Genomic DNA, 24,067 nt, shown 5'->3' with positions numbered 1-24,067 from the left:
GTTCAGGGCCGGCGCGCCCGGTCCGGGCGTGGTGTCGGCGGCGGGCTGGGGCGCCGGTTGGACCGGCTCCGGCATGACCGGCGCGGGTTCGACGGCGACGGGTTCGACGACCGGTTCGAAGGCCGCCTCGGGGGCGACAGGTTCGGCTTGCGGCGCGACCGCTTCGACGACCGGCTCGGCCATCACCGGGGTGATCACCGGCGCGATCGCCTCCGCGCCCGGCTCGGAAGCCTCGGCGGCCGCGACCTGCTGTTCGAAGGCGTTCCACAGCGGCGCGACGACGTCGGTCGGCTCGACGGCCGGCGCGGCGGCGACTACCGGCTCCAGCGCCTCGGCGCCCGGTTCGGCGGCCTCGACGACGGCCAGTTCGACCTCGGCGGGTTGAGCTTCGGGCTCGACGACCGGCTGCGCGAGCTCGGCCTCGACCTCGACGACGGGTGCGGCTTCGAACTGAATTTCGACCGGCTCGGCGGCGGCGCCCAGGGCTTCGGCGTTCAGGGCTTCGGCGCCGGGTTCGGCCTCCTCCGCCACGGCGAGCGCCTGCTCGGCCGGCGTTTCTTCGGCGATCGGCGCGGCTTCGACCGGTTCAGCGACGGGCGCCGGTTCCGGCTCGGCGGCGAGCGGTTCGGGTTCTTCGACCGGACCGACGCGGCGGACGACCGCCTCATCGCCTTCCAGCGGGGTTTCGATGTGGGCCGGGCGGCGCTGCGGCAGCAGGGGCGCCATGGCCGGGTCATAGGCCGGGCGGACCAGCGGGGTCGGCGTCGGCACCACGCCGTCGGCCGGGGTCAGGAACAGCGCCTTCTCGGCCGCGCGGCGGCGGATCAGGGCGTCCAGCACCATCTCCTCGCCTGCGATGTCGGCCTTGCGCCACAGGTCGAAGGCGCAGGCGGCTTCGGTCAGCCGGCCCTCGTTGACCCGCTTGAGCACGTCGGAGCTGCGGAAGGCGTCGACGCCGACGTTGAAGGCGAAGGCGCTCAGCGCATCGAACTGGTTCTGGGTGAGCTCGACGAAGACCAGGCCGTTGACCGCCTCGACCACCGGAAGGAGGTCGAACAGCAGCAGGGCCTCGGCGTCCTCGGCCGTGACCTCCGCCCCTTCGCGGGCGGAAAGCGTGTGTCCGTAACCGATCGTCCAGCGGCCGTCGGGCAGGCGCGCGGCCTTGCGGCGCAAGCCTTCGAAGCTCTCGATCAGTTCGATCCCCGCGCGGGAGATCTTCAAACGCGATCGCATGTCGTCGTCGGTCCCCTGACCCAAAACGGCACGGGCGTCCTCGCCCCGTAGGCGAAGGAGCAAGACCCGCGCCGCCGCAACGGCGCCGCTGGCCACTCTAGAACGCGTTCAGCGAACGGGAGGTCGACAATTTCGTGAACGGAAATTCCGGTCGTCGGACGCCGCGGTCCTAAAGCAGGACGATGGTCGCCAGGCCCAGGAAGATCAGGAAGCCGAAGAAATCGGTCGTGGCGGTCACGAACACCGCCGAGGAGACCGCCGGGTCGAACTTCAGCCGCGACAGCGTCAACGGCGTCAGCACGCCCACCGAGGCGGCGATCAAGAGGTTCAGCACCATGGCGGCGCAGATCACCAGGCCGATGCGGTAGTCGCCGGACCACACCGCCGCCACCACGCCCATCAAGGGGGCCAGGGCCAGGCCGTTCAGCAAGCCCACCGCGATTTCGCGCCCGAAGGTGCGGATCGAGTTGGCCGCGGTCAGCTCGCGGGTGGCCAGAGCGCGCACGGTCACGGTCAGCGACTGGGTGCCGGCGTTGCCGCCGATGGCCGAGACGATCGGCATCAGCACGGCCAGGGCGACCACCTTCTGGATGGTGCCCTCGAACAGCGAGATCACCCAGGCGCCCAGCATGGCCGTGGCCAGGTTCACCGTCAGCCAGGGGATGCGCGAACGCGAAATGCCCAGCACGCGGGCGTCGCGGCCCGCGTCGGTCACGCCGGCCAGGGCCAGGATGTCCTCGCGGTTCTCTTCCTGGATGATGTTCACGACGTCGTCGACGGTCAGCTGGCCGACCAGCCGCCCGCCCGCGTCGATCACCGGCGCCGAGATCAGGTGGTACTTTTCGAAGACGTAGGCGACCTCTTCCTGATCGGTGTCGACGGCGATTTCGGTCACCGGCTCCATGATCTCGGAGAGCTTCACGTCTCGTTTCGTACGAAGAAGACGGCTGACTGGAACAGCGCCCACCGGCTTGTAGGCCGGATCGACGACGTAGATGTCGAAGAACAGCTCGGGCAGCTCTTCGTCGTGGCCGCGCACGTGGTCGATGGTCTGGCCGACGCTCCAGAACTGCGGCGCGGCCATGACCTCGCGCTGCATCAGGCGCCCGGCCGACTCCTCGTCGTAGGCCAGCGACTTTTCGATCGCGGCCCGGTCGCCTTCGGGCATGGCGGCCAGCACTTCGCGGCGCTGGTGCTCCTCCAGGTCTTCGACCACGGCGGCGGCGTCGTCGGAGTCGAGCTCCTGCAGCGCCTCGACCAGGGCGCCGGGCGGCAGCAGTTCGACGACCTCCTCGCGGATTCGGTCGTCCAGCTCGGGCAGGATCTCGGCCAGCTCGTCCAGCGGAATCCAGGGCGCGACCTCGGCCCGGTGATCCGACGACAGGAAGCCCATCAGGTCGGCGACGTCGGCCGGGTGCAGCGCGGCCAGCAGCTCGCGCAGGCGCAGGCCGTCGCCGCGGTCGGCGGCGTCGACCACCAGCTCGACGAATTCCGGGTTGAGGGCGTAGTCGTCGCGAAGCGCCAGCTCTTCCAGAGCGGCCGCGTGGTCGTGAGGCTGGGCGGCGGTGTCGCTCATCTCAGCCTCCTCACGCCGGGGTGGTCCCCGACTTGTTCTTTAGAGAGTTGGTGCGGTCGAGAAGACTCGAACTTCCACGGGTTGCCCCACAGCGACCTCAACGCTGCGCGTCTACCAATTCCGCCACGACCGCACGCGTCGGAGGCCGGGGGAATAGCAAGTGATTCCGCCCTTGTGAAGGCTCGTCGAAGCCTTGTCGCAGAATCGCCGTAGAACGCCGGCTTCCTACGGTGATGGTGAGACCGCGCACCGTGTCAGAGTCCACGTTCCGCATCCTCGTCGTCGAAGACGAAACGCTGGTGGCGCTGCTCCTCGAAGAGCTGCTGTCGACGCTCGGCTGCGAGGTGGTCGGCCCGGTCCCGACGCTCGACGAAGGCCTGGAGCACGCGATCGGCGACGGCTTCGACGCCGCCCTGCTGGACGTGAACCTGGGCGGCCAGCGCAGCCATCCGATCGCCGAGCTGCTCGCCGCGCGCGGCAAGCCGTTCGCCTACGCCACCGGCTACGGCAGCTACGGCGTGCGCGACGAGGACCTGGACCGGCCGCTGCTGCTGAAGCCGTTCACGCGCAAGGAGCTGGCCAAGGTGGTGGACGAGTTGAAGGCGCTCTGCGCGGGCGCTTAGGTGTTCTTGGCCCCGGCCATGTAGTCGTACACGTCGGCCGCGCGGGTGACGGTGATGGCGATCTTGTCGTCCTGGATCTGGATCTCGCCCCGGGCGACGGGATGGTTGTTGGCCAGGATCCACACTTCGTCGTTCTCGCGGGCGTCCAGGGGAATCACCGCGCCGCGGCCCATGCGCAGCAGCTGCTGCATGGGCAGCGAGCTGCGGCCCAGCACCACCGAGATTTCGACGTTGACGGCTTCGACCTGACTCACGGCTTTTCGATACGCCCCGGAATCGCCGGCGCCTGTTGCGCGGCGGATCACGCTCCCACATTGGATCGGCATGCTTGACGACGCGTTAAACATCTCCGCCCCGCCCTTCGCCCGCGAAGACGGCCTGCCCGCCGGTTGGGCGGTCTCGAAGGGCTATGTCCCCTACCCCGACGCCGTGGCCTTCATGGAGAAGCGGGTGGCGGAGATCGCCGAGGGAACGGCCGGCGAGCTGGTCTGGCTTCTGGAGCATCCGCCGCTCTACACCGCTGGCGTCACCGCCAAGGAAGCCGACCTGCTGACGCCGGAGCGCTTTCCGGTGTTCAAGACCGACCGCGGCGGCCAGTTCACCTATCACGGCCCCGGCCAGCGGGTAGCCTACCTGATGCTGGACCTGAAGGCCCGCAAGCGCGACGTGCGCGGCTTCGTCGAGGCCATGGAGCGCTGGATCATCGGGGCTCTGGGCGAATTCAACGTCGAGGGCCAGATCCGCGAGGGGCGCGTCGGCGTATGGGTCGAGCGCAAGGCGCCCGGCTTCCCGACCCGCGAGGACAAGATCGCCGCCATCGGCGTGAAGCTGCGCCGCTGGGTGTCGTTCCATGGCATCGCGCTGAACGTCGAGCCGGACCTCAGCCACTTCGGGGGTATCGTGCCCTGCGGCATCACCGAGCACGGCGTGACCAGCCTGGTGGACCTCGGCCTGCCCGTCGGCCTGGACGAGGCCGACGAGGCGCTGAAGGCGAGCTTTAGGCGGGTGTTCGGCGAGGTGGTCGAGGCGGAGGCGCCGAGCCTCTAGCGGCTCACGCCGTCACCGGCGCGCCGCTGTCGGCCTTGGGGTCCGGACCGTGGCGGTTCGGGCCCTTGGTCCCCGGGATGATGCACAGCAGGAAGAACAGGGCGAAGCTCGCGCCCGGGATCAGGGCCAGCAGGGCCAGCCAGCCGCTGGCCCCGACGTCGTGCCAGCGCCGGGCGGCGAGCGCCATGTTGGCCCAGAAGGCCAGGATCCCGATCACCGAGGCCAGGGCCACCACCACCGGATTGGGCGTGAACACCATGGACCAGCTGTGCAGGCCTTCGACCACGTCGGCGTCGCCGTTGATGGCCGCCAGGCCGAACAGGTTGGAGATCACGCAGACGGCCAGCGCGCCCAGGAAATAGTGGGACCGGCGCAGGCGCCCGTTGAACCCGAACAGAAAGCTGAGCATCGGCGGCCTCCCAGAGTGTCGCCAGGGAGGCTCGGCCCGCGGAGGGGCCGCCGCAACTTAAGCTTTGTTCACACCCCGCCGGGGCCCTGCGGCGCGCGGCGCGGGCTGGGGCCGAAGCGGTTGGCCCCCTGCTCGCTCGGCATCAGCGCGCACTCCACGAAGGCCCAGCCCAGCAGGATCATGCCCAGCACGTCCCAGAAGTTGGTCGGGTACGGCAGCACCAGGGCGTAGGCGAACAGCACCGGCGCCGCCCACCAGCCGGAGCGTCCGCGGTCGTGGAAGCGCTTGGCCAGCACGCAGGTCGCGACATAGCCCAGCAGCAGATAGACCGGCACGCCGGTGATCCAGTGCAGCAGCGAGCTGCCGGCCACCAGCGACTCGTAGAGCGTGAACAGCAGCAGCAGCAGCACGCCGGCGATCAGGAACGGCGTGCGCGCGACACGCCCGTCAGCCGAGAAAAACAGCTCGCTCCAGTCGATCCGATCGGTCATGGACGTCCCACGCTGATACCGGCGCGAAAGCTAGGGATGTTCGTCCCGCCGGTAAACCGGTGACGCTCTCAGCGCGGAAACGCGATGGCCTTGGAGGCTAGGTTCTCGGTGAAATACTCGACCGAGCGCACGCCCTTGGCGTCGGGCGCGGACAGCAGGACCAGATAGCGCTGTCCGTCGATCGGCGGCGGACCGTTGCCGCACCGCGCCCGAGGCTGCTCCCATTCGGTGTAGGCGACGTCGACCGCGCCGGCGGCGTCGAGCGCGCCGAACCGCACGCTTTCGACCGTGAACCGGCTGCTGAAGATCTGGGTCGAGCCCTCGCCTTCCGGCGTCGCGGGCGCGGCCTCGGTATCGGTGATCACGCCGACGGCCACGACCGAGCCTTCGCTCGCCCGTGGTTGGGCCAGGCTGCACGCGGCGGCGGGCGTGGCGGCCGCGGCCAGGGCCGATGCGACGAGGGCGGCTGCGGCTTTCACGACAAAACTCCGGCTCGCCGTGACGCTAGCGGGCTCAGGCGAACTCGACCAGCACCTCGTCGGCGGCGACGCTGTCGCCGGCCTTGGGGCCGACCGACTTCACCACGCCGTCGCGCTCGGCCTTGATGATGTTCTGCATCTTCATGGCTTCGATGATGGCGACGGTCTCGCCTTCCTTGACCTCCTGGCCGGCCTTTACGTCCAGCGCGACCACCAGGCCGGGCATGGGCGAGACCACCAGCTTGGAGGTGTCGGCGGCCTGGCGCTCGGGCAGTCGGGCGTAGAGCTCGGCCACCTTCGGGGCCAGCACGCGCACGCGCGCCTTGGCGGCGCGGTGGCGCACGACATAGCCGTCGGCGGCGGGCTTCACCTCGGCGGCGAAGCTGCGGCCGCCCAGGACGCCCCGGAACAGCGGCTGGCCCGGACGCCAGTCGACCTGGTCGAGGCGGAGCGTCCGCCCCTCCTCCGGCAGCTCGACGTCGAGGCCGCCGTTGGAGTGGGTGACGCGCACGCCGCGCACCTGGCCGTCGATCGAGACGATCCATTCCGAGCGGCTGGTCGGCGCGCCGCTGCGTTCGGCCTGCAGGCGCTGCATGGCCATGGCCGCGACGGTCATGACGTCACGCTGGAAGTCGGAGGCGTCCAGGCCGTGGAAGCCTTCCTTGAACTCCTCGGCGATGTAGGCGGTCGAGATCGCGCCCGAGCGGAAGCGGTCCTGGTCCATCACCGCCGACAGGAACGGAACGTTGTGGCCCGGTCCCTCGATGTGGAATTCCTCGAGCGCGTGGGCCATGCCCTCGATCGCGCCTTCCCGGGTCGGAGCCCAGGTGCAGAGCTTGGCGATCATCGGGTCGTAGTACATCGAGATCTCGTCGCCCTCGCGGACGCCGGAATCGTTGCGCACGGTGTAGGCGCCGGTCGCGGCCGGGCCTTCGGCGGGCGGGGCGTAGCGCGACAGCCGGCCGATCGAGGGCAGGAACTTGCGGTACGGATCCTCGGCGTAGATCCGGCTCTCCATCGCCCAGCCGTTGATCTTCAGGTCCGACTGGCCGAACGCCAGCTTCTCGCCGGCGGCGACGCGGATCATCTGCTCGACCAGGTCCAGGCCGGTGATCAGCTCGGTGACCGGGTGCTCGACCTGCAGGCGGGTGTTCATCTCCAGGAAATAGAAGGAGCGGTCCTGGCCGGCGACGAACTCGACCGTGCCGGCGGAGTCGTAGTTGACCGCCTTGGCCAGCGCGACGGCCTGGGCGCCCATGGCCATGCGGGTGGCCTCGTCCAGCAGCGGCGACGGGGCTTCCTCGATGACCTTCTGGTTGCGGCGCTGGATCGAGCACTCGCGTTCGAACAGGTGCACGACATTGCCGTGCTTGTCGCCCAGCACCTGGATCTCGACGTGGCGCGGGTTGACGATGAACTTCTCCAGGAACACCCGGTCGTCGCCGAAGGCGTTCTTGGCCTCAGCCTTCACGGCCGCGAAGCTCTCGGCCATCTCGGCCTTCGAATAGGCGACGCGGATGCCCTTGCCGCCGCCGCCGGCCGAGGCCTTGATCATCACCGGATAGCCGATGGTTTCGGCGATCTCGACGGCGTGCTCGGGGCTGTCGATCAGGCCCATGTGGCCCGGCACGGTCGAGACGCCCGCCTCGGCGGCGAACTTCTTCGAGGTGATCTTGTCCCCCATCGCCTCGATGGCGTGCGGGTTCGGGCCGATGAAGACGATGCCCTCGTCCTTCAGGCGCTGGGCGAAGGCGGCGTTCTCGGACAGGAAGCCGAAGCCCGGGTGGACGGCCTCGGCGCCGGTCTGGCGCACGGCCTCCACGATCTTGTCGGCCAGCAGGTAGGACTGCGCCGCCGGAGCCGGGCCGATGAACACGGCCTCGTCGGCCATCTCAACGGCCATCGAGTCGGCGTCGGCCTCGGAATAGACCACGACGGTTTTGATCCCGAGACGGCGGGCCGTCTTGATGATGCGAACGGCGATCTCGCCGCGGTTGGCGATCAGGATTTTCGAGAACATGGCGGTCGCGGACCCAATAAACCGAAGCGCGCCTGCTTACGGCGACCGGCGTTGGTTGGCAATTCGCGACACGCGGCCAAGCCTTGGCAATTCGCGACAAGGGGTTGGTTTACGGTAACGCTGGTATAAGCTTGACCGTTAAAGCCGCGACTCCGGAGTACGCTGATGAAAGCCTTCGCCCTCGCCGTCTGCGCCGCCGCCCTGGCGGCCGCGACCGGCGCTCAAGCCCAGGACTGGCGCGCCGCCGCGGGTCAGGATCTCGCCAAGATGCGCGAGCTGCTGAAGGCCGATCACCCGGCCGCCTACGTCGACAAGGACGGCGGCACGTTCCGCAGCTGGGTCGACACCGGCTACGAGCAGGTCAGCGCCAGCCTGGACAAGGTGGCCGACACCTCGGGCTACTACTACGCGTTGAACGGCTACGCCGGCGGCTTCCGGGACGGCAACATCCGCGTGGTGCGCACCCTGCCCGCGCTGGATCCGTCCTTCGCGGGCGCCTGGCCGGGCTTCTCGACCGCCTGGCGCGACGGGGCCTACACCGTCGCCTGGTCCGAAGGCGGCTCCAAGACCCCGCCGGTCGGGGCCAAGCTGATCTCCTGCGACAAGAAGCCGGCCGAGGCGATCGCCCGCGAGCGGCTGGACCGCTGGGAAGGCGATCTCGAGCTGCAGGCCGACCGCGCCCGCACCGCGCCCTACCTGCTGTGGGACCGCGGCAACCCGTTCGCCGGCGCCAAGCCGACCAAGTGCGATTTCGACGTCGCCGGGCGCAAGAAGAGCTTCACCCTGACCTACGGCTTCACCGCCGAGGCCCAGCGCAAGGCGGCCTTCCAGGCGGCCACGCCGCTGCCGGAGCGCGCCCTGTCGGTCGAGCAGTGGAACGACGGCTACTGGATCCACCTGCCGTCCTTCGCCGACGACATGCCGTGGGAGGCCTTCCTGGGCCAGCTCGAGGCTCAGCGCGCCGCGATCCAGAACTCCAAGGTGGTGGTGATCGACATGCGCGGCGCCGGCGACGGCCCGGGCCGTCACGGCTACCGCGTGGCCAACTGGCTGTGGGACCCCGACTTCGTGCTGGCCCACACGCCCCAGTTCGGCGACGTGGCCTATCGGGTCTCGGTCGACAACCGCGCCTTCTACGCCGGCGTGCTGGCCAACCTGAAGACCGACGGCAAGTACTACAAGGAATGGGCCCGCTGGGAGGCCCTGCTGGCCGAGTTCGACCAGGCCCTGGCCTCGGGCCAGCCGCTGCTGAAGCGCAACGAGGCCCGCGCCGCGGTGGCCGAGACCCCGGCCAACCCGATGAAGGCCAAGGTCGTGGTGCTGACCGACGCCGCCTGCGCGCGCGCCTGCCTGAACATGATGGACCTGTTCACCCGCCTGCCGGGCGTGGTGCACGCCGGTTCGGTGACCAGCGCCGACAGCATCTTCGTCGGCGAGGCGGTCTCGCCGCTGCCGTCGGGCTTCGCCAACCTCAGCATCGGCGACCGCGCCTGGCTGGACCGCCCGCGCGCCACGCACACCCCCTACACGCCGAGCCTCGCCTACTCCGGCGACCCGGCCGACGAGACGGCCGTGCGCAGCTGGCTGGCGGGGGCGCTCTAAGAGTTGCTCCTTCTCCCCCTGAGGGAGAAGGAGGGACCCGTCCACCGGAGCCCGCCTGCGGGCGAAGGTCTGGACGGGAGGATGAGGGGTCGCACTGCGGCCCCTTTTTCTTTTGGCGGACAAGGACGAGGCGGCCGGCCCTAGCGCGACCCCTCATCCTCCCGCGCAGGCCTTCGGGCTCGCGCCCTCCGGCGCGCGGGCTCCGTCCTTCTCCCTCAGGGGGAGAAGGAAGATCAGGCCCTAAACACCTTCTCCAGGTCCGTCCCCAGCGCCTCGAACTCGCCGCGGGCCATGTTCCAGTAGGCGACCACTTCGGCGGCGCGCTCCGGCTTGACCGCCGCGGCCACCGCGCAGGCGAAGCTGGCCGGGGCCGAGCCCGGGGCGGTGACGATGACCCCGTCGCTGACCGCGTGGGCCACGTCGCGATAGTGCGCCTCGCCGTGGTACTCGGCGGCGTTCTCCTTCAGGAAGCCCAGCGCGTTGGAGGTGTGCGGGCGGCCGTCCAGCACGCCGGCGCGGGCCAGCGGCAGGGTGCCGGCGCAAATGGCCGCGATCGGCCGGCCGGCGTCGGCGCGGGCCTTCAGGCGCTTCTCCAGCGCGCTGTCGCCCTGCGGCTGCCAGACGTCCGAGCCGACGATCATGACGATGTCGGCGTCGGCGATGTTGGCGGTCTCGAAGATGGTGTCGGCCTGCACGCGCAGCCCGCCGATGGTCTCGACCGCATGGCCGTCCGGCGTGGCCGTGCGGATCTCCAGGCCCAGATAGTAGCGCAGCACCGGCAGCACCGGGCCGAACTCCCAGTCGGCGGCGCCTTGCTGCAGAAGAACGGTGGCGACGGCGGGCATGGGAAGGCTCCGGGCTCAGGTGGCGGGGCGTCGTGGTTACGCCCGCGCCGCCGGGTTTGCAAACCGCGCGTCGACACGCCAGTTGAGGGGCGAAAGCGGAGACCCGACCATGACCGACCGGCTCGAGAGCGCCCACGCCCACACGTCGGACTTCGACCTGACCCCGCCCTCGCCCGAGCAGCTGCAGGCGCTGGCCGCCAAGCTGGATCCGGAGGCCAGGCGGGTGCTGCTGCACCACGGCACCGAGGCGCCGTTCTGCGGGGCCTTCCTGGACGAGAAGCGCAAGGGCGTGTTCGCCTGCCGCCTGTGCGGCCTGCCGCTGTTCCGCGGCGGCGAGAAGTTCGACAGCGGCACCGGCTGGCCCAGCTTCACCGCCCCCTACGACGAGAGCCACCTGAAGTTCGTGCAGGACACCAGCTACGGCATGGTCCGCACCGAGATCCGCTGCGCCCGCTGCGACGGCCACCAGGGCCACGTCTTCGACGACGGCCCCCCGCCCACGGGCCTGCGCTTCTGCATAAATTCGGTGTCGCTGGACTTCGTGGCCGAGGGCGAGAAGCTGCCGGACCCGCTGGGGCGCGGGGAAGAGTTCGCCTGAGCTAACCTTCTCCCCTTGCGGGAGAAGGTGGCGCGCGGAGCGCGTCGGATGAGGGGTGGCGGCGGGACGTTTGAACGTCATGCGCGACACCGCTCCTCATCCTGACTCGTCGCCGCAGACACCCCTCATCCGGCCGGCTCCGCCGGCCACCTTCTCCCGCAAGGGGAGAAGGAAATTCACTTCAACTCCCCCAGCAGCGTCGGAATCAGCTCCGCCACGGTCGGGTGCACGTGCATCGCGCGGCGCAGCGCCGGGTACGGCATCTTTGCGTACATGGCGTCGAGCACCGCGTGGATGGCCTCGTCGCCGCCGGGCCCGAGTATCGCCGCCCCCAGGATCTCCTGGCTGTCGGCGTCGACGACGATCTTCATCAGGCCTTCGGTCTCGCCCTTCTCCAGCGCGCGGGCGACGCGGGTCATGGGCCGCGCGCCGACCTTCACGTTGCGGCCTGACGCCCGGGCCTCGGTCTCCGTCATCCCGACCCGGCCCAGCGGCGGGTCGGTGTAGAGCGCGTAGGCCGGCAGCCGGTCGCCGACCTTGCGGTCCTCGCCGTCCAGCAGGGCGCCGGCGACAATCTCGAAGTCGTTGTAGGCGGTGTGGGTGAAGGCCCCTCGCCCGTTGCATTCGCCCAGCGCCCAGACGCCTTCCGCGGACGTGCGCAGCCGTTCGTCGACGGTCACGTAGCCGCGCTTGTCGGTCTCCACGCCGGCCGCGTCCAGGCCCAGGTCGCCGGTGTTGGGCGTGCGTCCCGCCGCGACCAGCAGGTGCGAGCCCTCGACCACCGACGCGTCGTCGCTGCGGCCGGTCCGCACGCGCACCCCGGCCGCGCACGGCTCGACGGCCACGCACATGGCGTCGGTGACCACCCGCACGCCTTCGGCCTGCAGCGCGCCGCGAATGGCCTCGCAGACCTCCGGATCCTCGCGGGACAGCAGACGCGCGTCGGCCTCGATGACGGTCACCTGCGCGCCGAGACGCCGGTGCGCCTGGGCGAACTCCAGCCCGACATAGCTGCCGCCGATGATCACCAGGTGGGCCGGAACCTCGTCGAGGCTGAGCACGGTGCTGGAGGTCAGGAAGCCGACGCCCTCGAGGCCGTCGATCGACGGGTGCGCCGGCCGCGCGCCGACGTTCAGGAAGATCTGTCGGGCGGTCAGCGTCTGGTCGCCGACGCTGACGGTCCCCGGCGCGGTGAAGCGCGCCTGACCGCGGATCAGGGTGCAGTTTTCGGTCTCGCTCAGGCTGTGCTCGAGCCCGCGTCGGAAGGCCAGCACCACCTCGTCCATGCGCCGCTTCACGTTCTTCATGTCGACGGCGAGCTCGCCCACGCTCACGCCCCAGCGCGCCGCCTCGCGCGCCTGCCAGGCGACGCGCGCGCTGGCGATCAGAGTCTTGGTGGGCGTGCAGCCGACATTGACGCAGGTGCCGCCGACCCGGGCCCGCTCGATGATCGCCGTCCGCCAGCCGGTCGCCGCCAGCCGCAGCGCCAGCGACGGTCCCGCCTGACCCGCCCCGATCACGATCGCGTCGTACTCCGCCATGGCCGCCCTCCGCTGCTTGCAGGCGACGAACCTCGGGAGCGGCGGCCGCGTTGCGGGCGCGCCGAAGCCGGTTGCCACGCCGCGCGCCGTGGGCTGATGCTGACGCCTTCAGATTCGGGGGAATTCCGATGCGTCTCGCCGTCGTCGCCGCCTGCGCGGCCCTCTTCGCCACGGCCGCTTCGGCCCAGACCTCGCCGGCGGCTCCGAGCGCGCCGGCCGCGACGCCCGCCCCGCCGGTGATCTACCCCTACGGCGCGCCGATCGTGCAGGACCAGGCCCGCAAGGTGCTGGCCGCCGCCGAGGCCGAGGCGCGCAAGAACGGCTGGGTGATGTCCTTCGCCGTGGTCGATCCGGCGGGCGAACTGGTCGCCTTCCAGAAGATGGACGGGGCCGGCTACGGCTCCATCGACGTCAGCCAGGCCAAGGCCCGCTCCGCCGCCCGCTTCGGCCGCGAGACCAAGGTGTGGGCCGACGGCGTCGCCGCCGGCCGGCTGGGGGCGCTGGAGATCGACTCCATCGTCGCCATCGAGGGCGGCGTGCCGATCGTGGTCGGCGGCAAGACCATCGGCGCCATCGGCGTCAGCGGCGCCACCGCAGCCCAGGACGGCCAGGTCGGCCGCGCGGCCGCGGCGGCGGTGCAGTAGCGCTCAGGGGCGCTCGCGCCCCTCGCAGTGCTTGAAGAAGGCCTTGATCGCGCCGCGCTCGGGCGAAGTCCGGGCCGGAAAGTCGCCGACGGTCGGGCCCGACAGCCCTCCGGTCACCCGAAAGGCGGTCATCACCGGATCGGCCGTGCGCGCCCGCAGGACGGCGTAGAAGCCGTCGTTGATCTCGCCGTCGTAGCTGACCTGGGCGGCGTAGTCGGCCCGCGCGGCGCCGGCCCAGAGCTCGACCCGCCCCGGCCAGGGACCGTCGCCGGCGCCCGGCCGCCGGTAGTCGCGCAGGTAGACGAGAACCTGGACCAGGCCGCTGCCCGGTACGCAGGTCAGGGACACCGGCTCGTTGTCGGTCTCGTCGACGGCGTAGCCGAGATAGCCGTGGTTCTGGGCGTCCTTGTGGAAGCCCCAGACGTAGGGGTCTGAGGCCGCTGTGGCGGTCCCGCCCAGGGCCGCCGCGAACGCGGCCAGAGTGATCATCAAACCGCGCATCCGTCCCACGCCGTTACTTCCCCGAGAACAGCTTCTTCCATGCCTCCTGCGCCGCCCGGCGCAGGGCCTTGGCGCCGACACTGTCGACGCGACGCTGCAGCTTGTTCTGAACGACCGTCCCCAGCGGCTCGTCCGGCCCCTTCTGCCATCGGCGCCGGCCAGCTGTGTCCTGGCGCAGGGAACTCTCGATCACGTCGGCCGCCGCCTCGGAAGCGGCGGCAAGGTGTTCGAGGTCCTGGCGGGCGCCGTGCCGGTCGGCGCGCGCCGCCTTGGCCTTGCGCAACGGGATGGCCTTGCGGGAAGCCTTGTCGTTCTGGCCGTAGGTGTTGCGCCGATCCTTGGCGTAGCTCAGCGCCTTCTTCTCCTGCGGCGAGCGCGCCCGCGGCGGCCGTCCTTTACTCATGTCCTCACCGCGGAATGTCGTCGTGTTTCCTCCACGAAGCTTAGCCGCACAATTCGAAAAAGCGACGGATAGCCTCGCGTTCAGACGCCGTCGTGGCGTCGCGGAGATAGGTGCGATCAGCCTCCTCGGAGAGCCTCCCGGTGGAAGCGAAGGCGCGTAGCAGTGGCTCGCGCGACGAGAGCCGGGCTTCCGCGTAAGGGTACTCGCCCTCGTCCTCGAACTCGGTCACGGCGACTCTAGCCGCAAACGCCGTGCTCGTCGGTCCGCTGCGGAAGGTCAGCCGGAGCCGCCCAGGACCCGCGTCCTCGTCGTAGGCCAGGGTGGCGATCTCGATTTCGCCGCCGCCTTCGCGGCAGGTCAGTTCCAGAGGAATATCGCCGGAGTTCCGCGTGGCGAACATCAGCACCGGCCCGTCGCCCTCATCGAGGTGGAGGGACCATTCCATGCGGTCCGACGCGGCCGCAGTGGCGCTGACAGCCGCCGCAGCCGCCGCAGCCGCCGCAGCCGCCCCGACAGTCGCCAAGCGCCACAGTCGCACCGATCCCCCCAGTACCCGTCGCCTCACAGCGGAATGTTGTCGTGCTTCTTCCAGGGGTTCGACAGCTGCTTGTTCTTCAGCGTCTTCAGCGCCTTGATCAGCCGGCGCCGCGTGCCGTGGGGCATGATCACGTCGTCGATGTAGCCGCGCGAGGCCGCCACGAACGGGTTGGCGAAGCGGGCCTTGTACTCCGCCTCGCGGGCGGCCAGGGCCTCGGGGTCCTTGGCCTCGGCGCGGAAAATGATCTCCACCGCCCCCTTGGCGCCCATCACCGCGATCTCGGCGGTCGGCCAGGCGTAGTTGACGTCGCCGCGCAGGTGCTTGGAGCTCATCACGTCGTAGGCGCCGCCGTAGGCCTTGCGGGTGATCACGGTCAGCTTCGGCACGGTCGCCTCGGCGTAGGCGAACAGCAGCTTGGCGCCGTGCTTGATCAGGCCGCCGTACTCCTGCTTGGTGCCCGGCATGAAGCCCGGCACGTCGACGAAGGTGACCAGCGGGATCTCGAAGGCGTCGCAGAAGCGCACGAAGCGCGCGGCCTTGCGCGAAGAGTCGATGTCCAGCACGCCGGCCAGCACCTGCGGCTGGTTGGCCACCACGCCGACGGTCTGGCCGTCCAGGCGGCCGAAGCCGGTGATGATGTTCTTGGCGTAGTCCGGCGAGATCTCGAAGAAGTCGGCCTCGTCCACGACTTTCAGGATCAGCTCCTTCATGTCGTAAGGCTTGTTCGGGTTGGCCGGCACCAGGCTGTCCAGCGAGGCCTCGTCGCGCATGGCGTCGTCGAAGGTCTTGCGCGGCGCGGGCCGGTCGCGGTTCGACAGCGGCAGGAAGTCGATCAGCCGGCGGATCTGGGCCAGGGCCTCCAGGTCGTTGTCGAAGGCGCCGTCGGCCACGCCCGACTTCTGGGCGTGCACACGCGCGCCGCCCAGGTCCTCGTGGGTCACGACCTCGTTGGTGACGGTCTTCACCACCTCGGGGCCGGTCACGTACATGTAGCTGGTGTCGCGGACCATGAAGATGAAGTCGGTCATGGCCGGCGAATAGACGTCGCCGCCGGCGCACGGGCCCATGATCACCGAGATCTGCGGGATAACGCCCGAGGCCAGGGTGTTCTGCAGGAAGATGTCGGCGTAGCCGGCCAGGCTCTCCACGCCTTCCTGGATGCGGGCGCCGCCGGCGTCGAACACGCCGATGATGGGCGCGCCGTTCTGCAGCGCCATCTTCTGGATCTTGATGATCTTGGAGGCGTGCGCGCCCGACAGCGAGCCGCCGAAGACGGTGAAGTCCTTCGAGAAGACGTAGACCAGCCGGCCGTTGATGGTGCCGTGGCCGGTGACCACGCCGTCGCCGGGGATCTTCTGGTTCTCCATGCCGAAGTCGGTGCAGCGGTGCTCGACGAACATGTCGGTCTCCTCGAAGGAGCCTTCGTCGAGCAGGACCTCGATGCGTTCGCGCGCGGTCAGCTTGCCCTTGGCGTGCTGGCTGGCGATCCGCTTCTCGCCCCCGCCCAGACGGGCCTGGGCGCGGCGGCATTCGAGTTCCTCGAGGATGTGCTGCATGGGGGTACCCGGCTGAACTGTGCGCCCCGGATTAGAAGCGTGCGGGGATCGTGGCAAGCACGTGACGTGAAATGGCAAGCGGGGCTGGGCGACGATCAGCTCCCGACTTTGACCGCCTCCAGCCGGGGCGGCGGGCCGCGGAACGAGCGCGCGGCCCCGGGGGCTTCGCAGGCGACCGGAGCCTCGTCGAAAGCCTCCACGGTGTAGCCGGGGTAGCAGACGATCTCGTTCGGCGCGGACCAACGCGACATCCAAACCGTCGACGGCCCGGGGGTGCGCTCGAAGAAGATCACGCTCGGGACGCAGACGTTGCTCCCGGCGGCGTCGCGGCAGCGGGCCGGCACGGCCTCCATGTGCCCCAGCGCCGCCTGCGGGGTGGCGTATTCGTCCGAGAGGTCCAGTTCGTTGCGTGTCGGCCAGGCGCCGGGCGCGTCGCAGGCGACCCGCTTGACCGACCCGGTTCGGTCCACACAGATCACCTTTTCGCGTGGCGCCCAGGCGGTCGTCCACCAGTCCCGTTCGGCCGCCTCGACAACGAGTGCGCAGGCGTTCGCATTAGTACGGTCGATGCAATCCCATGGAACTCGCGGGGGATGGCGCAGGGCTTCTTGCATCGAACGCGCGCGCTCCCTCAGGTTGGAGGGCATCTCCCTACAGTCGACACTCTTGCCATCGCGCCCCCTTGAGCACGCGCGCAGGCGTGGATCCACGCTGGGGACGGCGTCGGGATCGGTGCAGGCGACCCGAAAATCGGCGGTCAGCTCGTCGCGGCAGACGACCTGATCCCGCGACATCCAGACCGGACGCCACTGCAGGCCGGCCCGGCCGTCCTCGGGAATGAAGACAGCTGTGCACGCTTCCGGGGCGGACGCGCCCGGGCAGTCCTTGGGCGCCGGGGGCACGTGCTGGCGCGCTTCCCTTACCGACAGGTAGGCGCCCGGGCTCGCACCGTCGGCGCGGGCGTGCGCCACCCCGGCGAAACTAAATACGGCGAGCGCAAACGACGCGAACCAGACCGACCTCATCCTGATCCCCCGAAATCAGAGTTTGAGATAGCGGCGTTCGTGGCAGGGTCGCAAGCGACCTGTGGCGTGGGCACCAGCGGGCTTCGTCGTCACGCGGAGTCACGACAAGCTGCATCACAAAAGGGGAGTTCCACATGATCAGCGGCGTCCACGCCATGCTCTACAGCCGCGCCGCCGAGCAGGTGCGCGCCTTCTTCCGCGACGTGCTGGAGGTGTCGGCGATCGACGCCGGCGGGGGCTGGCTGATCTTCAAGCTGCCGCCGGCCGAGATGGGCGTGCACCCGACCGAGGAGACGCCGCACGCCGAGCTCTACTTCATGTGCGACGACCTGAAGGCGGTCATGGCCACGCTGGACGCCAAGGGGATCGTCTACAGCCCGGCGCGCGAGGCCGACTGGGGCGTGGCGATCGGCGTGGAGGTCGCGCCGGGCGAGCGGATCGGGATCTACCAGCCGCGCCACCCCTCCCCGCGCTGAGACCTCAGAACGCCTCCCAGCCCTCTTCGTCCACGACCGGCTCCAGCTTGCGGGCGGTCGCCGCGCCGCCGGCGTAGCCTCCGGCCTGCGGGCGGGCGGCGGGACGGCGTTCGACGGAAGCCGTGGACGCGGTCCGGAACTGGCGCATCAGCCGGGCCACCGAGGCGGCCTCCTCGGCCAGGCTATGCGAGGCGGCGGTGGACTCCTCGACCATGGCGGCGTTCTGCTGGGTCATCTGGTCCATCTGGTTGACGGCCGTGTTGACCTGCTGAAGCCCCGTGGCCTGCTCCTGCGCCGAGGCGGCGATCTCGCTCACCGCAGTGTCGATCTGGCCGACCTGGGCGACGATCTGGGACAGGGCCTTCCCGGTCTCGGCCACCAGGTCCACGCCGGCGTCGACCTGCTCGGTCGAGGTGTTGATCAGCGCCTTGATCTCCTTGGCCGCCTCGGCCGAGCGCTGCGCCAGGGCGCGCACTTCGGAGGCCACGACCGCAAAGCCCTTGCCGGCGTCGCCGGCGCGGGCGGCTTCGACCCCGGCGTTCAGCGCGAGCAGGTTGGTCTGGAAGGCGATCTCGTCGATGACGCCGATGATCTGGCCGATCTGCTTGGCCGACCCCTCGATCTGGTGCATGGCCGCGACAGCGCGGGACACCACCTCGCCGCCGTGCTCCGCGCCCTTGCGGGCGGTGGAGACCACGCCGCGCGCTTGGCCGGCGCTGTCGGCGGTGCGCCGCACGGTGGCGGTCAGCTCGTCCAGGGCCGCGGCGGTCTCTTCCAGGCTGGCGGCCTGCTGCTCGGTGCGGCGCGACAGGTCGTCGGCCGCGCGGCTGATCTCGGAGGCCCCGGCGTGCATGCCGCCGACCGCGCCGGCCACACCGCCCAGCGCGTCCTGAAGACGGGCCGCGGCGGCGTTGTAGTTGTCCTTCATGGGCTGCGACATGGCCGTGAACGGCGCGTCGATGCGGTGGGTCAGGTCACCGTCGGCCAGCGCCTGCAGCGCCCCGGCCAGGGCGGCGACGATGGCCTCGTCGGTGGCGTTGGACCGAGCCCTCTCGGCCTCCAGGGCGGCGCGCGCGGCCTCGGCGTCGCGGCGCTCGGCGTCGCCGGCCCTCTCGCGGCGGCGCACCTCCAGTTCGGCTTCACGGATCAGGCCCAGGGCGTAAGCGATCTGCCCGATCTCGTCGGGGCGCCGCGCGTCCGGCAGCTTCACCTCGGCGTCGCCAGCCGACAGGGCGCGGGCGGCCGCCACGGTGCGCGTCAGCGGACGAGCCACGGATTGCAACAGCCACCAGCTGGTCGCGCCGGCGATCGCGAGCACGCTCGCCCCACCCAGCAGCAGGCCGCCGCGAGCGGCAGGCTCCAGGGCGCCATAGGTCGATGCGACCGCGGCGACGACCCCGATCGCGGTTACGCCGAAGCCCACCGCAAGTTTTGCGCCCACACGCATGCGACCCACCCCTATTCGCAGCCGGGCCGCCTTGAGTCGGGCGCGCCCCGACGCATTCAGTGGGGGAACAAGGGTTAACGGTTGCTGTAACGCCGGTCGCGCGTCGCAGGTCTAGCGCAACGCCGCGAACCAGCGGTCGAGCAGCAGCGCCTCGGACTTGTGCGCCTCGGCCCGTTCGGCGGCCTCGGCGTCCACGCCCCACTGTTCGGCCTGGTACTGCTCGTCCAGGCGCGACAGGTCGAAGGCGTCCGCCCCGCTCAACCGCCCGCGCTGCAGCGCGAAGGCCAGCACCGCCGAGCCCAGCAGGCCGGCCGCCCAGGCCAGTCCGGTAAGGCCGAAGTCGTCGCTTTCCGCCGCGAGCGCGCGGGCGCGGGCCAGGGTTTCGGGCGACTGCGGCCGGTGCACGATGCCGCTCGCCCGCTCCAGGTGCAGGCCCAGGTCCTGTTCGGCCCAGGTCAGGATCGGGCCCCAGCGTTCCTCCTCCCGGTCGACCAGGGCGGCGGGGCTGTCGGCGAAGTAGCAGAGCACGTCCGAGCCGGCGTAGCGGCCGACCTCGTCGGCGACCTCGGCGCGGGTCTCAGAGACCCGGTCGATGGCGGTGAAGGCCAGGCGCGTGGCCGGCATCAGGGCGTAGTCGACGACCTCCCCCACCCCGTTCCACTCGTCGGCCACCAGTCGGGCCAGGGCCTCGGTCGGCAGGACCAGCTCGGCCTTGGCCGGGGTGCGGGCGGTGCGCGCGTCCAGCAGTACCGGCCAGCCGTCGTCGCGCCGCGGACCGACCGAAGCTTCCGTCCAGAACCGCCGCGGGCGGTACAGCTGGTCGGGACGTTCCTTGAACTGGGACATGGTCGGGCCTCACGCAGGGAACGACGCCTATGGAGCGGAACGCGCTTGTCCCGCAAGGGGCGCCGCACGCTTCGCGACGGGGCCGAAATCTCCGCGAGATGGAAGCATTCGCCTCCTACGGCGCCGTCTTGCGTCAGCGAAACCCCCGCGAATTCAGGCTGAACGGTGAAGCTTGGCCGGTCCACCGGCCGGTTCGCCTCCCGCGGCGATGCTAGCTTCGCCGTATCCGGTTCAACGAGAGGCCGGGTCCATTCACGCCGGGGGGCGGGACGACGCGGGATGCCGCGCCGTCGGGTGCGCGTGCGGTTTCTTCCACGTTTTCAGACATCTGCAGAAGGAACAGCCATGAAGCTGTTGATCACTTGCGGCGTGGCCGCTGTTGCGCTGGCGGCCGCCTCCTCCGCCCTTGCGGAGACGGGGAACGGCTCGGTCACGGTCGTCCGGCCGCTGACCGTCACCAAGAACGACGACCTGCTGTTCGGCACCGTGGTGCGCCCGACCTCCGGCTCCGGCTCGGTCGGCGTCAGCGTCGCGGGCGCCTCGCTGAACAGCGGCGGCGTGACCAACATCAACTCCGGCGGCGCCCAGGCCCCGGCCCGATTCACCATCGACGGTGAAGGCGGCCAGGCCATCTCGGTGTCGGTCGATCCGACCTTCACCCTCTCGGGCAGCGCCGGCAACCTGACCGTCACCACCACCAACGACTTCGACAGCCTGCCGCTGTCGGGCTCGCTGGGCGGCTCGGGCTCCAAGACCGTGAAGGTCGGCGGCAGCGCGCCGATCACCTCCGCGACGGGCACGGGGTCTTACACGGGCACCTTCAACGTGACCGCCAGCTACAACTGAGCCGACGGCGACGGCGGGCCTCACCGCCCGCCGTCGCCGTGTTCATCCTCGGGGGGATCTGAATGCGGTGGACGTGGGTGCGGGCCCTGAGGCTCGCCTTGCTGACCTGTCTGGTGGTGGGCGTTGCGGGTTCGCACGCCTCGACCCCGGTCGGCGCGGACCTGAACCTTTCGCCCAAGCGCCTGGTGTTCGACGACGCCGGCCGATCGGCCACGCTGTTCGTGTTCAACCAGGGCGACCAGCCGGCCACCTACAACATCGAGCTGATCGACCAGGCGATGACGCCGGAAGGCCGCATCGAGCGGCTGGGCGACACGCCCGGCGCCGCGGAGGCCGCCGGGGTCCGTTCGGCCAAGCCGCTGGTCACCTTCACGCCCCGACGCGTGACGCTGGGCCCGCAGCAGAGCCAGACCGTGCGGCTGCGCATCCTGCGCCCGGCCGACCTGGCCGCCGGCGAATACCGCAGCCACCTGCTGGTCACCGCCGTGCCGCCGCAGGACACCGGCCTGACCGCCGACCAGGCCGCCGCCGGCGGCTCCAGCCAGGAGCTGTCGGTGCGCGTGGTCGCCGTGTTCAGCCTCAGCATTCCGGTGATCGTGCGCCAGGGCGCCCCGGACGTGAACGCCGGCATCGAGGGCCTGCGCTACGCCGCGGCCGACCCGCAGATCCTGAACATGGAGCTGGTCCGCAAGGGCGCGAGCTCGCTCTACGGCGACGTGGAGGTCGAGGCCCAGCGCCCCGGCAAGCCGGCCGAGAAGATCGGCGGCGTACGCGGCGTCGGCGTCTATCCCGAGATCGGCCGCCGCACCCTGCGCGTGCCGCTGAGCCGGGCGCCGGCGGCCGGCGAACGGCTGACCGTGACCTATCGAGACGACGACACTCACCCGGGCGCGGCCCTGGCGACGGCGACCTACGCCGCCCCATGACCGCGCTTGTCCGGACCGGCCTGGCGCTCTGCGTTCTGTTGCTGAGCGTCGCGGCGGTCGCCCATGCCGAGACGACCGATGGCCAACGGGTCGAAACCTCCGCCACCGCCGCCGCCCCGTTCGGGCGCGACGACCTCATGCTGTTCGAGGTCGAGGCGGCGGGCCAGCCGCTGTCGGACTCGTTCGAGGGCTACGCCGCGCGGGGCGGGGTCTGGCTTCCGCTGGGCACGCTGGCGCGGCTGCTGGACCTCGCCGTGGTCGTGGTTCCCCCCGAGCGGCGGGCCGAGGGCTGGGTGATGGACCGGGCCCGCACGGTGAGCCTCGACCTGAGAAGCGGCCGCGCCACGGCGAACGGGCGCGACTTCTCCGTGTCGGCTGCCGAGGCCGTGCTGTTCGACGACGACATCTACGTGCGCACCGACCTGGTCGAGAAGCTGCTGCCGGTCGGCGCGGAAGCCGACCTGTCCGGCCTGAAGCTCACCCTGACCCCGAAGGAGGCCCTGCCCTTCCAGCAGCGGCTGGCGCGCGAGCAGCGCCGCGACGGCCTGGGCGTGACGGGCGCGCCGGCCGAGACGGTCATGCGGGTGACCACGCCCTATGCGCTGGCCACGGCGCCGGCCGTCGAGCTGGTGCTGGACGCCGGTTGGTCCAACCGCGAGCCGGAGCTTGTCGGGCGCTACGACCTGCGCCTGGCCGGCGACCTGGCGCGGGCGGGCTATCAGGTGAACGCCGGCTCCGACGATGACGGGCGGCTCAGCTACGTGCGCATGCTGTTCGAGCGTACCGACGTCGACGGCCGCGCCACCGGACGGCCCTGGGGCGTGACGCGCGCGGCGGTCGGCGACGCCTACAGCCCGCAGACCTCGCTGGGCGCGCGTAGCGCGGGCGGCCGCGGCGGCTTCTTCACGACCGCCCCGCTGGAGGCGGCCGACGTGTTCGACGGCCTGGATCTGCGTGGCGATCTTCCGCCGGGCTACGAGGTCGAGCTCTACGTCAACGACGTGCTGCGCGGCTCGCAATCCGCGCCGGTCGCCGGCCGCTACGAGTTCAACGACGTGCCGCTGGCCTTCGGCGGCAACGTGCTGCGCCTGGTGTTCTACGGCCCGCGCGGCGAGCGGCGCGAGGAGGTGCGGCGGATCAACTACGGCCAGGGCCGCACGCCCAAAGGGCGGCTCTACGCCAGCTTCGGCGCGGTGCAGCAGAACGTGCCCGTGGTCGAGCTGGACAGCGTAGGCGGGCCCGGCGACCCGGGCTACGGCCGCTGGCGTTTCGCCGGCACGCTGGACTACGGCCTGACCTCGAACCTGAGCGTCAGCGCCGGTTTCGCCCAGTACACGCCGGCGCTGGACGACACCCGCCAGCTGGTCAGCGGGGGCCTGCGCACCTCCTTCGACGGCTTCGCCCTGCAGGCCGACCTGGCGGGCGACAGCACAGGCGCGACCGCCGCGGCCCTGGGCGCGGCCGGACGGCCGTTCGGCGTCTCCCTGGTCGCGCGCCACGCCGAGTACGCGGGCGGCTTCCTCGACGAGACCCATCCGCGCGGGGCGCTTCCGGGCGTGACGCCGCTGCGCCGCTCGACCGAGCTGCGCGTCGACGCCCTGGCCCACGTGTTCTTCAAGGACCTCGCCGTGCCGGTCTCGGCCGACGCGCGTCGAGACGAGAGCGTCGACGGCACGGCCTTTCTGCAGGCGGGCCTGCGCGTGTCGACGGCGGTGGCCGGCTGGTACTGGTCGTCAGGCTGGTCCTACCAGCACGACGGCGCGCTGGCCGAGCCCGACCGCCTCGCGGGCGCGTGGGACATCTCGCAGCTGTCGGCCGACGGCTGGCGCCTGCGGGGCGGCCTGACCTACGAGGTCCTGCCCGAGCGGCGGCTCTCGACCGCATTCGTCAACGCCGACTGGGAGGTCGCCGACCGCAGCGCGCTGCGCCTTGGCGTGGCCCATAGCTTCGGCGAGACGCCCGACACCACGGTCTCGGCCGCCCAGACCTGGCGGCTCTCGACCATGGACCTGTCCCTGACCGGCGCCTACGGCGTACGCGACGGCGACGTGCGGGTCGGCGTGCAGCTGGCTCTGGGCGCCTGGCCTGATCCCTGGGGCCGCCGCTATGTCGCGGCCCGGCCGGGCGTGGCCAGCGGCGGCGATCTCGCCCTGCTGGCCTTCGTCGACCGCAACCACGACGGCGCCCGCCAGCCCGGCGAACCGGCCCTGCCCGATCTGAAGCTGGAGGGCGGTCAGCGCCCGACCGCGACCGACGCGGACGGCCGCGTCGCCCTGGTCGGCCTGGGCGTGGCGCCGCGCGCGCGGCTTCGCGTGCCGGCGGATTCGCTCGGCGACCCGTACCTGGCCGCCCCGGCCGAGGTCATCGAGTTCGCGCCGCGCGCGGGCCGGACCAC

At 71.0% G+C, this 24,067-nt stretch carries 25 protein-coding genes and 1 tRNA gene; 9 read left to right on the top strand and 17 right to left on the bottom strand.

Going from position 1 to position 24,067, the window contains the following annotated elements:
- The 3 genes from G3573_RS09320 to G3573_RS09310 all read right to left on the bottom strand — a co-directional run.
- Positions 1 to 1,233 (bottom strand): lysozyme (locus G3573_RS09320; protein WP_163260815.1); only part of this gene is annotated, 1,233 nt, incomplete at its 3' end.
- Between the two features lie 169 nt (positions 1,234 to 1,402).
- Positions 1,403 to 2,809 carry a magnesium transporter gene (gene mgtE, locus G3573_RS09315; protein ID WP_163260814.1) on the bottom strand — a complete coding sequence of 469 codons (1,407 nt, stop codon included), beginning with the start codon at positions 2,807 to 2,809 and terminating at the stop codon, positions 1,403 to 1,405.
- A gap of 48 nt (positions 2,810 to 2,857) precedes the next feature.
- A tRNA-Leu gene (locus tag G3573_RS09310) sits at positions 2,858 to 2,942 on the bottom strand.
- Between the two features lie 118 nt (positions 2,943 to 3,060).
- Here G3573_RS09310 and G3573_RS09305 point away from each other — a divergent pair.
- A complete protein-coding gene (locus G3573_RS09305) occupies positions 3,061 to 3,432 on the top strand; it encodes a response regulator (RefSeq protein WP_346427362.1) in 372 nt (123 codons plus the stop codon).
- Here G3573_RS09305 and G3573_RS09300 read toward each other — a convergent pair.
- Entirely contained in the window at positions 3,429 to 3,758 is a 330-nt protein-coding gene (locus G3573_RS09300; RefSeq protein ID WP_163260812.1) for a FliM/FliN family flagellar motor switch protein, read from the bottom strand. The two genes, G3573_RS09305 and G3573_RS09300, sit on opposite strands and share 4 nt — an antisense overlap.
- Here G3573_RS09300 and lipB point away from each other — a divergent pair.
- Complete coding sequence (gene lipB, locus G3573_RS09295; protein WP_163260811.1) at positions 3,757 to 4,479, top strand: lipoyl(octanoyl) transferase LipB; 723 nt, start codon at positions 3,757 to 3,759, stop codon at positions 4,477 to 4,479. The two genes, G3573_RS09300 and lipB, sit on opposite strands and share 2 nt — an antisense overlap.
- Before the next feature lie 4 nt (positions 4,480 to 4,483).
- On the opposite strand, the gene G3573_RS09290 is transcribed toward lipB, so the two are convergent.
- The 4 genes from G3573_RS09290 to G3573_RS09275 form a co-directional block, all read right to left on the bottom strand.
- Complete coding sequence (locus G3573_RS09290; RefSeq protein WP_163260810.1) at positions 4,484 to 4,888, bottom strand: DUF805 domain-containing protein; 405 nt, start codon at positions 4,886 to 4,888, stop codon at positions 4,484 to 4,486.
- A gap of 68 nt (positions 4,889 to 4,956) precedes the next feature.
- Positions 4,957 to 5,379, bottom strand: coding sequence for a DUF805 domain-containing protein (locus tag G3573_RS09285; RefSeq protein ID WP_163260809.1), 423 nt, complete (start codon positions 5,377 to 5,379; stop codon positions 4,957 to 4,959).
- 68 nt (positions 5,380 to 5,447) lie between these two features.
- Entirely contained in the window at positions 5,448 to 5,858 is a 411-nt protein-coding gene (locus G3573_RS09280; protein ID WP_163260808.1) for a hypothetical protein, read from the bottom strand.
- A gap of 34 nt (positions 5,859 to 5,892) precedes the next feature.
- Positions 5,893 to 7,878 carry an acetyl/propionyl/methylcrotonyl-CoA carboxylase subunit alpha gene (locus G3573_RS09275; protein WP_163260807.1) on the bottom strand — a complete coding sequence of 662 codons (1,986 nt, stop codon included), beginning with the start codon at positions 7,876 to 7,878 and terminating at the stop codon, positions 5,893 to 5,895.
- A 165-nt stretch (positions 7,879 to 8,043) separates the two neighbouring features.
- Between G3573_RS09275 and G3573_RS09270 the strand changes: the two genes are divergently transcribed.
- Entirely contained in the window at positions 8,044 to 9,480 is a 1,437-nt protein-coding gene (locus G3573_RS09270) for a hypothetical protein (protein ID WP_163260806.1), read from the top strand.
- Positions 9,481 to 9,713: 233 nt separating this feature from the next.
- Here the strand turns inward: G3573_RS09270 and G3573_RS09265 are convergent, their stop codons facing one another.
- On the bottom strand, positions 9,714 to 10,325 hold the full coding sequence (locus G3573_RS09265) for a DJ-1/PfpI family protein (protein WP_163260805.1): 612 nt from the start codon (positions 10,323 to 10,325) through the stop codon (positions 9,714 to 9,716).
- A 109-nt stretch (positions 10,326 to 10,434) separates the two neighbouring features.
- Here G3573_RS09265 and msrB point away from each other — a divergent pair, with 109 nt between their 5' ends.
- Entirely contained in the window at positions 10,435 to 10,923 is a 489-nt protein-coding gene (gene msrB, locus G3573_RS09260; RefSeq protein WP_163260804.1) for a peptide-methionine (R)-S-oxide reductase MsrB, read from the top strand.
- 176 nt (positions 10,924 to 11,099) lie between these two features.
- Here msrB and G3573_RS09255 read toward each other — a convergent pair whose 3' ends face one another.
- Positions 11,100 to 12,464 carry an FAD-containing oxidoreductase gene (locus G3573_RS09255; protein WP_163260803.1) on the bottom strand — a complete coding sequence of 455 codons (1,365 nt, stop codon included), beginning with the start codon at positions 12,462 to 12,464 and terminating at the stop codon, positions 11,100 to 11,102.
- Between the two features lie 128 nt (positions 12,465 to 12,592).
- Between G3573_RS09255 and G3573_RS09250 the strand changes: the two genes are divergently transcribed.
- On the top strand, positions 12,593 to 13,108 hold the full coding sequence (locus tag G3573_RS09250; protein WP_163260802.1) for a heme-binding protein: 516 nt from the start codon (positions 12,593 to 12,595) through the stop codon (positions 13,106 to 13,108).
- A gap of 3 nt (positions 13,109 to 13,111) precedes the next feature.
- Here the strand turns inward: G3573_RS09250 and G3573_RS09245 are convergent, their stop codons facing one another.
- The 5 genes from G3573_RS09245 to G3573_RS09225 form a co-directional block, all read right to left on the bottom strand.
- Complete coding sequence (locus G3573_RS09245; protein ID WP_163260801.1) at positions 13,112 to 13,597, bottom strand: hypothetical protein; 486 nt, start codon at positions 13,595 to 13,597, stop codon at positions 13,112 to 13,114.
- 25 nt (positions 13,598 to 13,622) lie between these two features.
- Positions 13,623 to 14,012, bottom strand: coding sequence for a hypothetical protein (locus G3573_RS09240; RefSeq protein WP_163260800.1), 390 nt, complete (start codon positions 14,010 to 14,012; stop codon positions 13,623 to 13,625).
- A gap of 40 nt (positions 14,013 to 14,052) precedes the next feature.
- Positions 14,053 to 14,550 (bottom strand): hypothetical protein, encoded by a 498-nt coding sequence (locus G3573_RS09235; protein WP_163260799.1) that lies wholly within the window; start codon positions 14,548 to 14,550, stop codon positions 14,053 to 14,055.
- Between the two features lie 23 nt (positions 14,551 to 14,573).
- The gene (locus tag G3573_RS09230; protein WP_163260798.1) at positions 14,574 to 16,106 is read right to left on the bottom strand and encodes an acyl-CoA carboxylase subunit beta; all 1,533 of its coding nucleotides are present in this window, start codon (positions 16,104 to 16,106) and stop codon (positions 14,574 to 14,576) included.
- Between the two features lie 95 nt (positions 16,107 to 16,201).
- Positions 16,202 to 17,131 (bottom strand): hypothetical protein, encoded by a 930-nt coding sequence (locus G3573_RS09225; protein WP_163260797.1) that lies wholly within the window; start codon positions 17,129 to 17,131, stop codon positions 16,202 to 16,204.
- Between the two features lie 134 nt (positions 17,132 to 17,265).
- Here G3573_RS09225 and G3573_RS09220 point away from each other — a divergent pair, with 134 nt between their 5' ends.
- A complete protein-coding gene (locus tag G3573_RS09220) occupies positions 17,266 to 17,607 on the top strand; it encodes an extradiol dioxygenase (protein WP_163260796.1) in 342 nt (113 codons plus the stop codon).
- A 4-nt stretch (positions 17,608 to 17,611) separates the two neighbouring features.
- Here G3573_RS09220 and G3573_RS09215 read toward each other — a convergent pair whose 3' ends face one another.
- Together G3573_RS09215 and G3573_RS09210 are read right to left on the bottom strand one after the other, a co-directional pair.
- Entirely contained in the window at positions 17,612 to 19,054 is a 1,443-nt protein-coding gene (locus G3573_RS09215; RefSeq protein ID WP_163260795.1) for a methyl-accepting chemotaxis protein, read from the bottom strand.
- A 111-nt stretch (positions 19,055 to 19,165) separates the two neighbouring features.
- Positions 19,166 to 19,900: an ATP12 family protein gene (locus G3573_RS09210; RefSeq protein WP_163260794.1), complete on the bottom strand. Its 735-nt coding sequence runs from the start codon at positions 19,898 to 19,900 to the stop codon at positions 19,166 to 19,168.
- A 345-nt stretch (positions 19,901 to 20,245) separates the two neighbouring features.
- Between G3573_RS09210 and G3573_RS09205 the strand changes: the two genes are divergently transcribed.
- From G3573_RS09205 to G3573_RS09195, 3 genes are all read left to right on the top strand, one after another.
- Positions 20,246 to 20,746, top strand: a complete 501-nt coding sequence (locus G3573_RS09205) for a DUF4402 domain-containing protein (RefSeq protein WP_163260793.1) — start codon at positions 20,246 to 20,248, stop codon at positions 20,744 to 20,746.
- A gap of 62 nt (positions 20,747 to 20,808) precedes the next feature.
- Complete coding sequence (locus G3573_RS09200; protein ID WP_163260792.1) at positions 20,809 to 21,672, top strand: molecular chaperone; 864 nt, start codon at positions 20,809 to 20,811, stop codon at positions 21,670 to 21,672.
- Positions 21,669 to 24,067, top strand: a 2,399-nt coding sequence (locus G3573_RS09195) for a hypothetical protein (RefSeq protein WP_163260791.1), incomplete at its 3' end; no start/stop codon positions are given. The genes G3573_RS09200 and G3573_RS09195, both read left to right, overlap by 4 nt.

This window comes from Caulobacter sp. 17J65-9, from assembly GCF_010975005.1.
GTDB lineage: Bacteria > Pseudomonadota > Alphaproteobacteria > Caulobacterales > Caulobacteraceae > 17J80-11.
The sequence above is the reverse complement of the archived record's forward strand: the minus strand, read 5'-3'. Positions and strand labels throughout refer to the sequence as shown.

Excerpts from the sequence above, each read along its gene's own strand:
- G3573_RS09255 (WP_163260803.1), bottom strand. The coding sequence starts at position 12,464 with ATGGCGGAGTACGACGCGATCGTGATCGGGGCGGGTCAGGCGGGACCG.
- G3573_RS09285 (WP_163260809.1), bottom strand. The coding sequence starts at position 5,379 with ATGACCGATCGGATCGACTGGAGCGAGCTGTTTTTCTCGGCTGACGGG.
- G3573_RS09245 (WP_163260801.1), bottom strand. The coding sequence starts at position 13,597 with ATGATCACTCTGGCCGCGTTCGCGGCGGCCCTGGGCGGGACCGCCACA.
- mgtE (WP_163260814.1), bottom strand. The coding sequence starts at position 2,809 with ATGAGCGACACCGCCGCCCAGCCTCACGACCACGCGGCCGCTCTGGAA.
- G3573_RS09240 (WP_163260800.1), bottom strand. The coding sequence starts at position 14,012 with ATGAGTAAAGGACGGCCGCCGCGGGCGCGCTCGCCGCAGGAGAAGAAG.
- G3573_RS09250 (WP_163260802.1), top strand. The coding sequence starts at position 12,593 with ATGCGTCTCGCCGTCGTCGCCGCCTGCGCGGCCCTCTTCGCCACGGCC.
- G3573_RS09205 (WP_163260793.1), top strand. The coding sequence starts at position 20,246 with ATGAAGCTGTTGATCACTTGCGGCGTGGCCGCTGTTGCGCTGGCGGCC.
- lipB (WP_163260811.1), top strand. The coding sequence starts at position 3,757 with ATGCTTGACGACGCGTTAAACATCTCCGCCCCGCCCTTCGCCCGCGAA.
- G3573_RS09225 (WP_163260797.1), bottom strand. The coding sequence starts at position 17,131 with ATGAGGTCGGTCTGGTTCGCGTCGTTTGCGCTCGCCGTATTTAGTTTC.
- G3573_RS09220 (WP_163260796.1), top strand. The coding sequence starts at position 17,266 with ATGATCAGCGGCGTCCACGCCATGCTCTACAGCCGCGCCGCCGAGCAG.
- G3573_RS09270 (WP_163260806.1), top strand. The coding sequence starts at position 8,044 with ATGAAAGCCTTCGCCCTCGCCGTCTGCGCCGCCGCCCTGGCGGCCGCG.
- G3573_RS09215 (WP_163260795.1), bottom strand. The coding sequence starts at position 19,054 with ATGCGTGTGGGCGCAAAACTTGCGGTGGGCTTCGGCGTAACCGCGATC.
- G3573_RS09210 (WP_163260794.1), bottom strand. The coding sequence starts at position 19,900 with ATGTCCCAGTTCAAGGAACGTCCCGACCAGCTGTACCGCCCGCGGCGG.
- G3573_RS09265 (WP_163260805.1), bottom strand. The coding sequence starts at position 10,325 with ATGCCCGCCGTCGCCACCGTTCTTCTGCAGCAAGGCGCCGCCGACTGG.
- G3573_RS09230 (WP_163260798.1), bottom strand. The coding sequence starts at position 16,106 with ATGCAGCACATCCTCGAGGAACTCGAATGCCGCCGCGCCCAGGCCCGT.
- G3573_RS09290 (WP_163260810.1), bottom strand. The coding sequence starts at position 4,888 with ATGCTCAGCTTTCTGTTCGGGTTCAACGGGCGCCTGCGCCGGTCCCAC.
- msrB (WP_163260804.1), top strand. The coding sequence starts at position 10,435 with ATGACCGACCGGCTCGAGAGCGCCCACGCCCACACGTCGGACTTCGAC.
- G3573_RS09200 (WP_163260792.1), top strand. The coding sequence starts at position 20,809 with ATGCGGTGGACGTGGGTGCGGGCCCTGAGGCTCGCCTTGCTGACCTGT.
- G3573_RS09300 (WP_163260812.1), bottom strand. The coding sequence starts at position 3,758 with ATGCCGATCCAATGTGGGAGCGTGATCCGCCGCGCAACAGGCGCCGGC.
- G3573_RS09275 (WP_163260807.1), bottom strand. The coding sequence starts at position 7,878 with ATGTTCTCGAAAATCCTGATCGCCAACCGCGGCGAGATCGCCGTTCGC.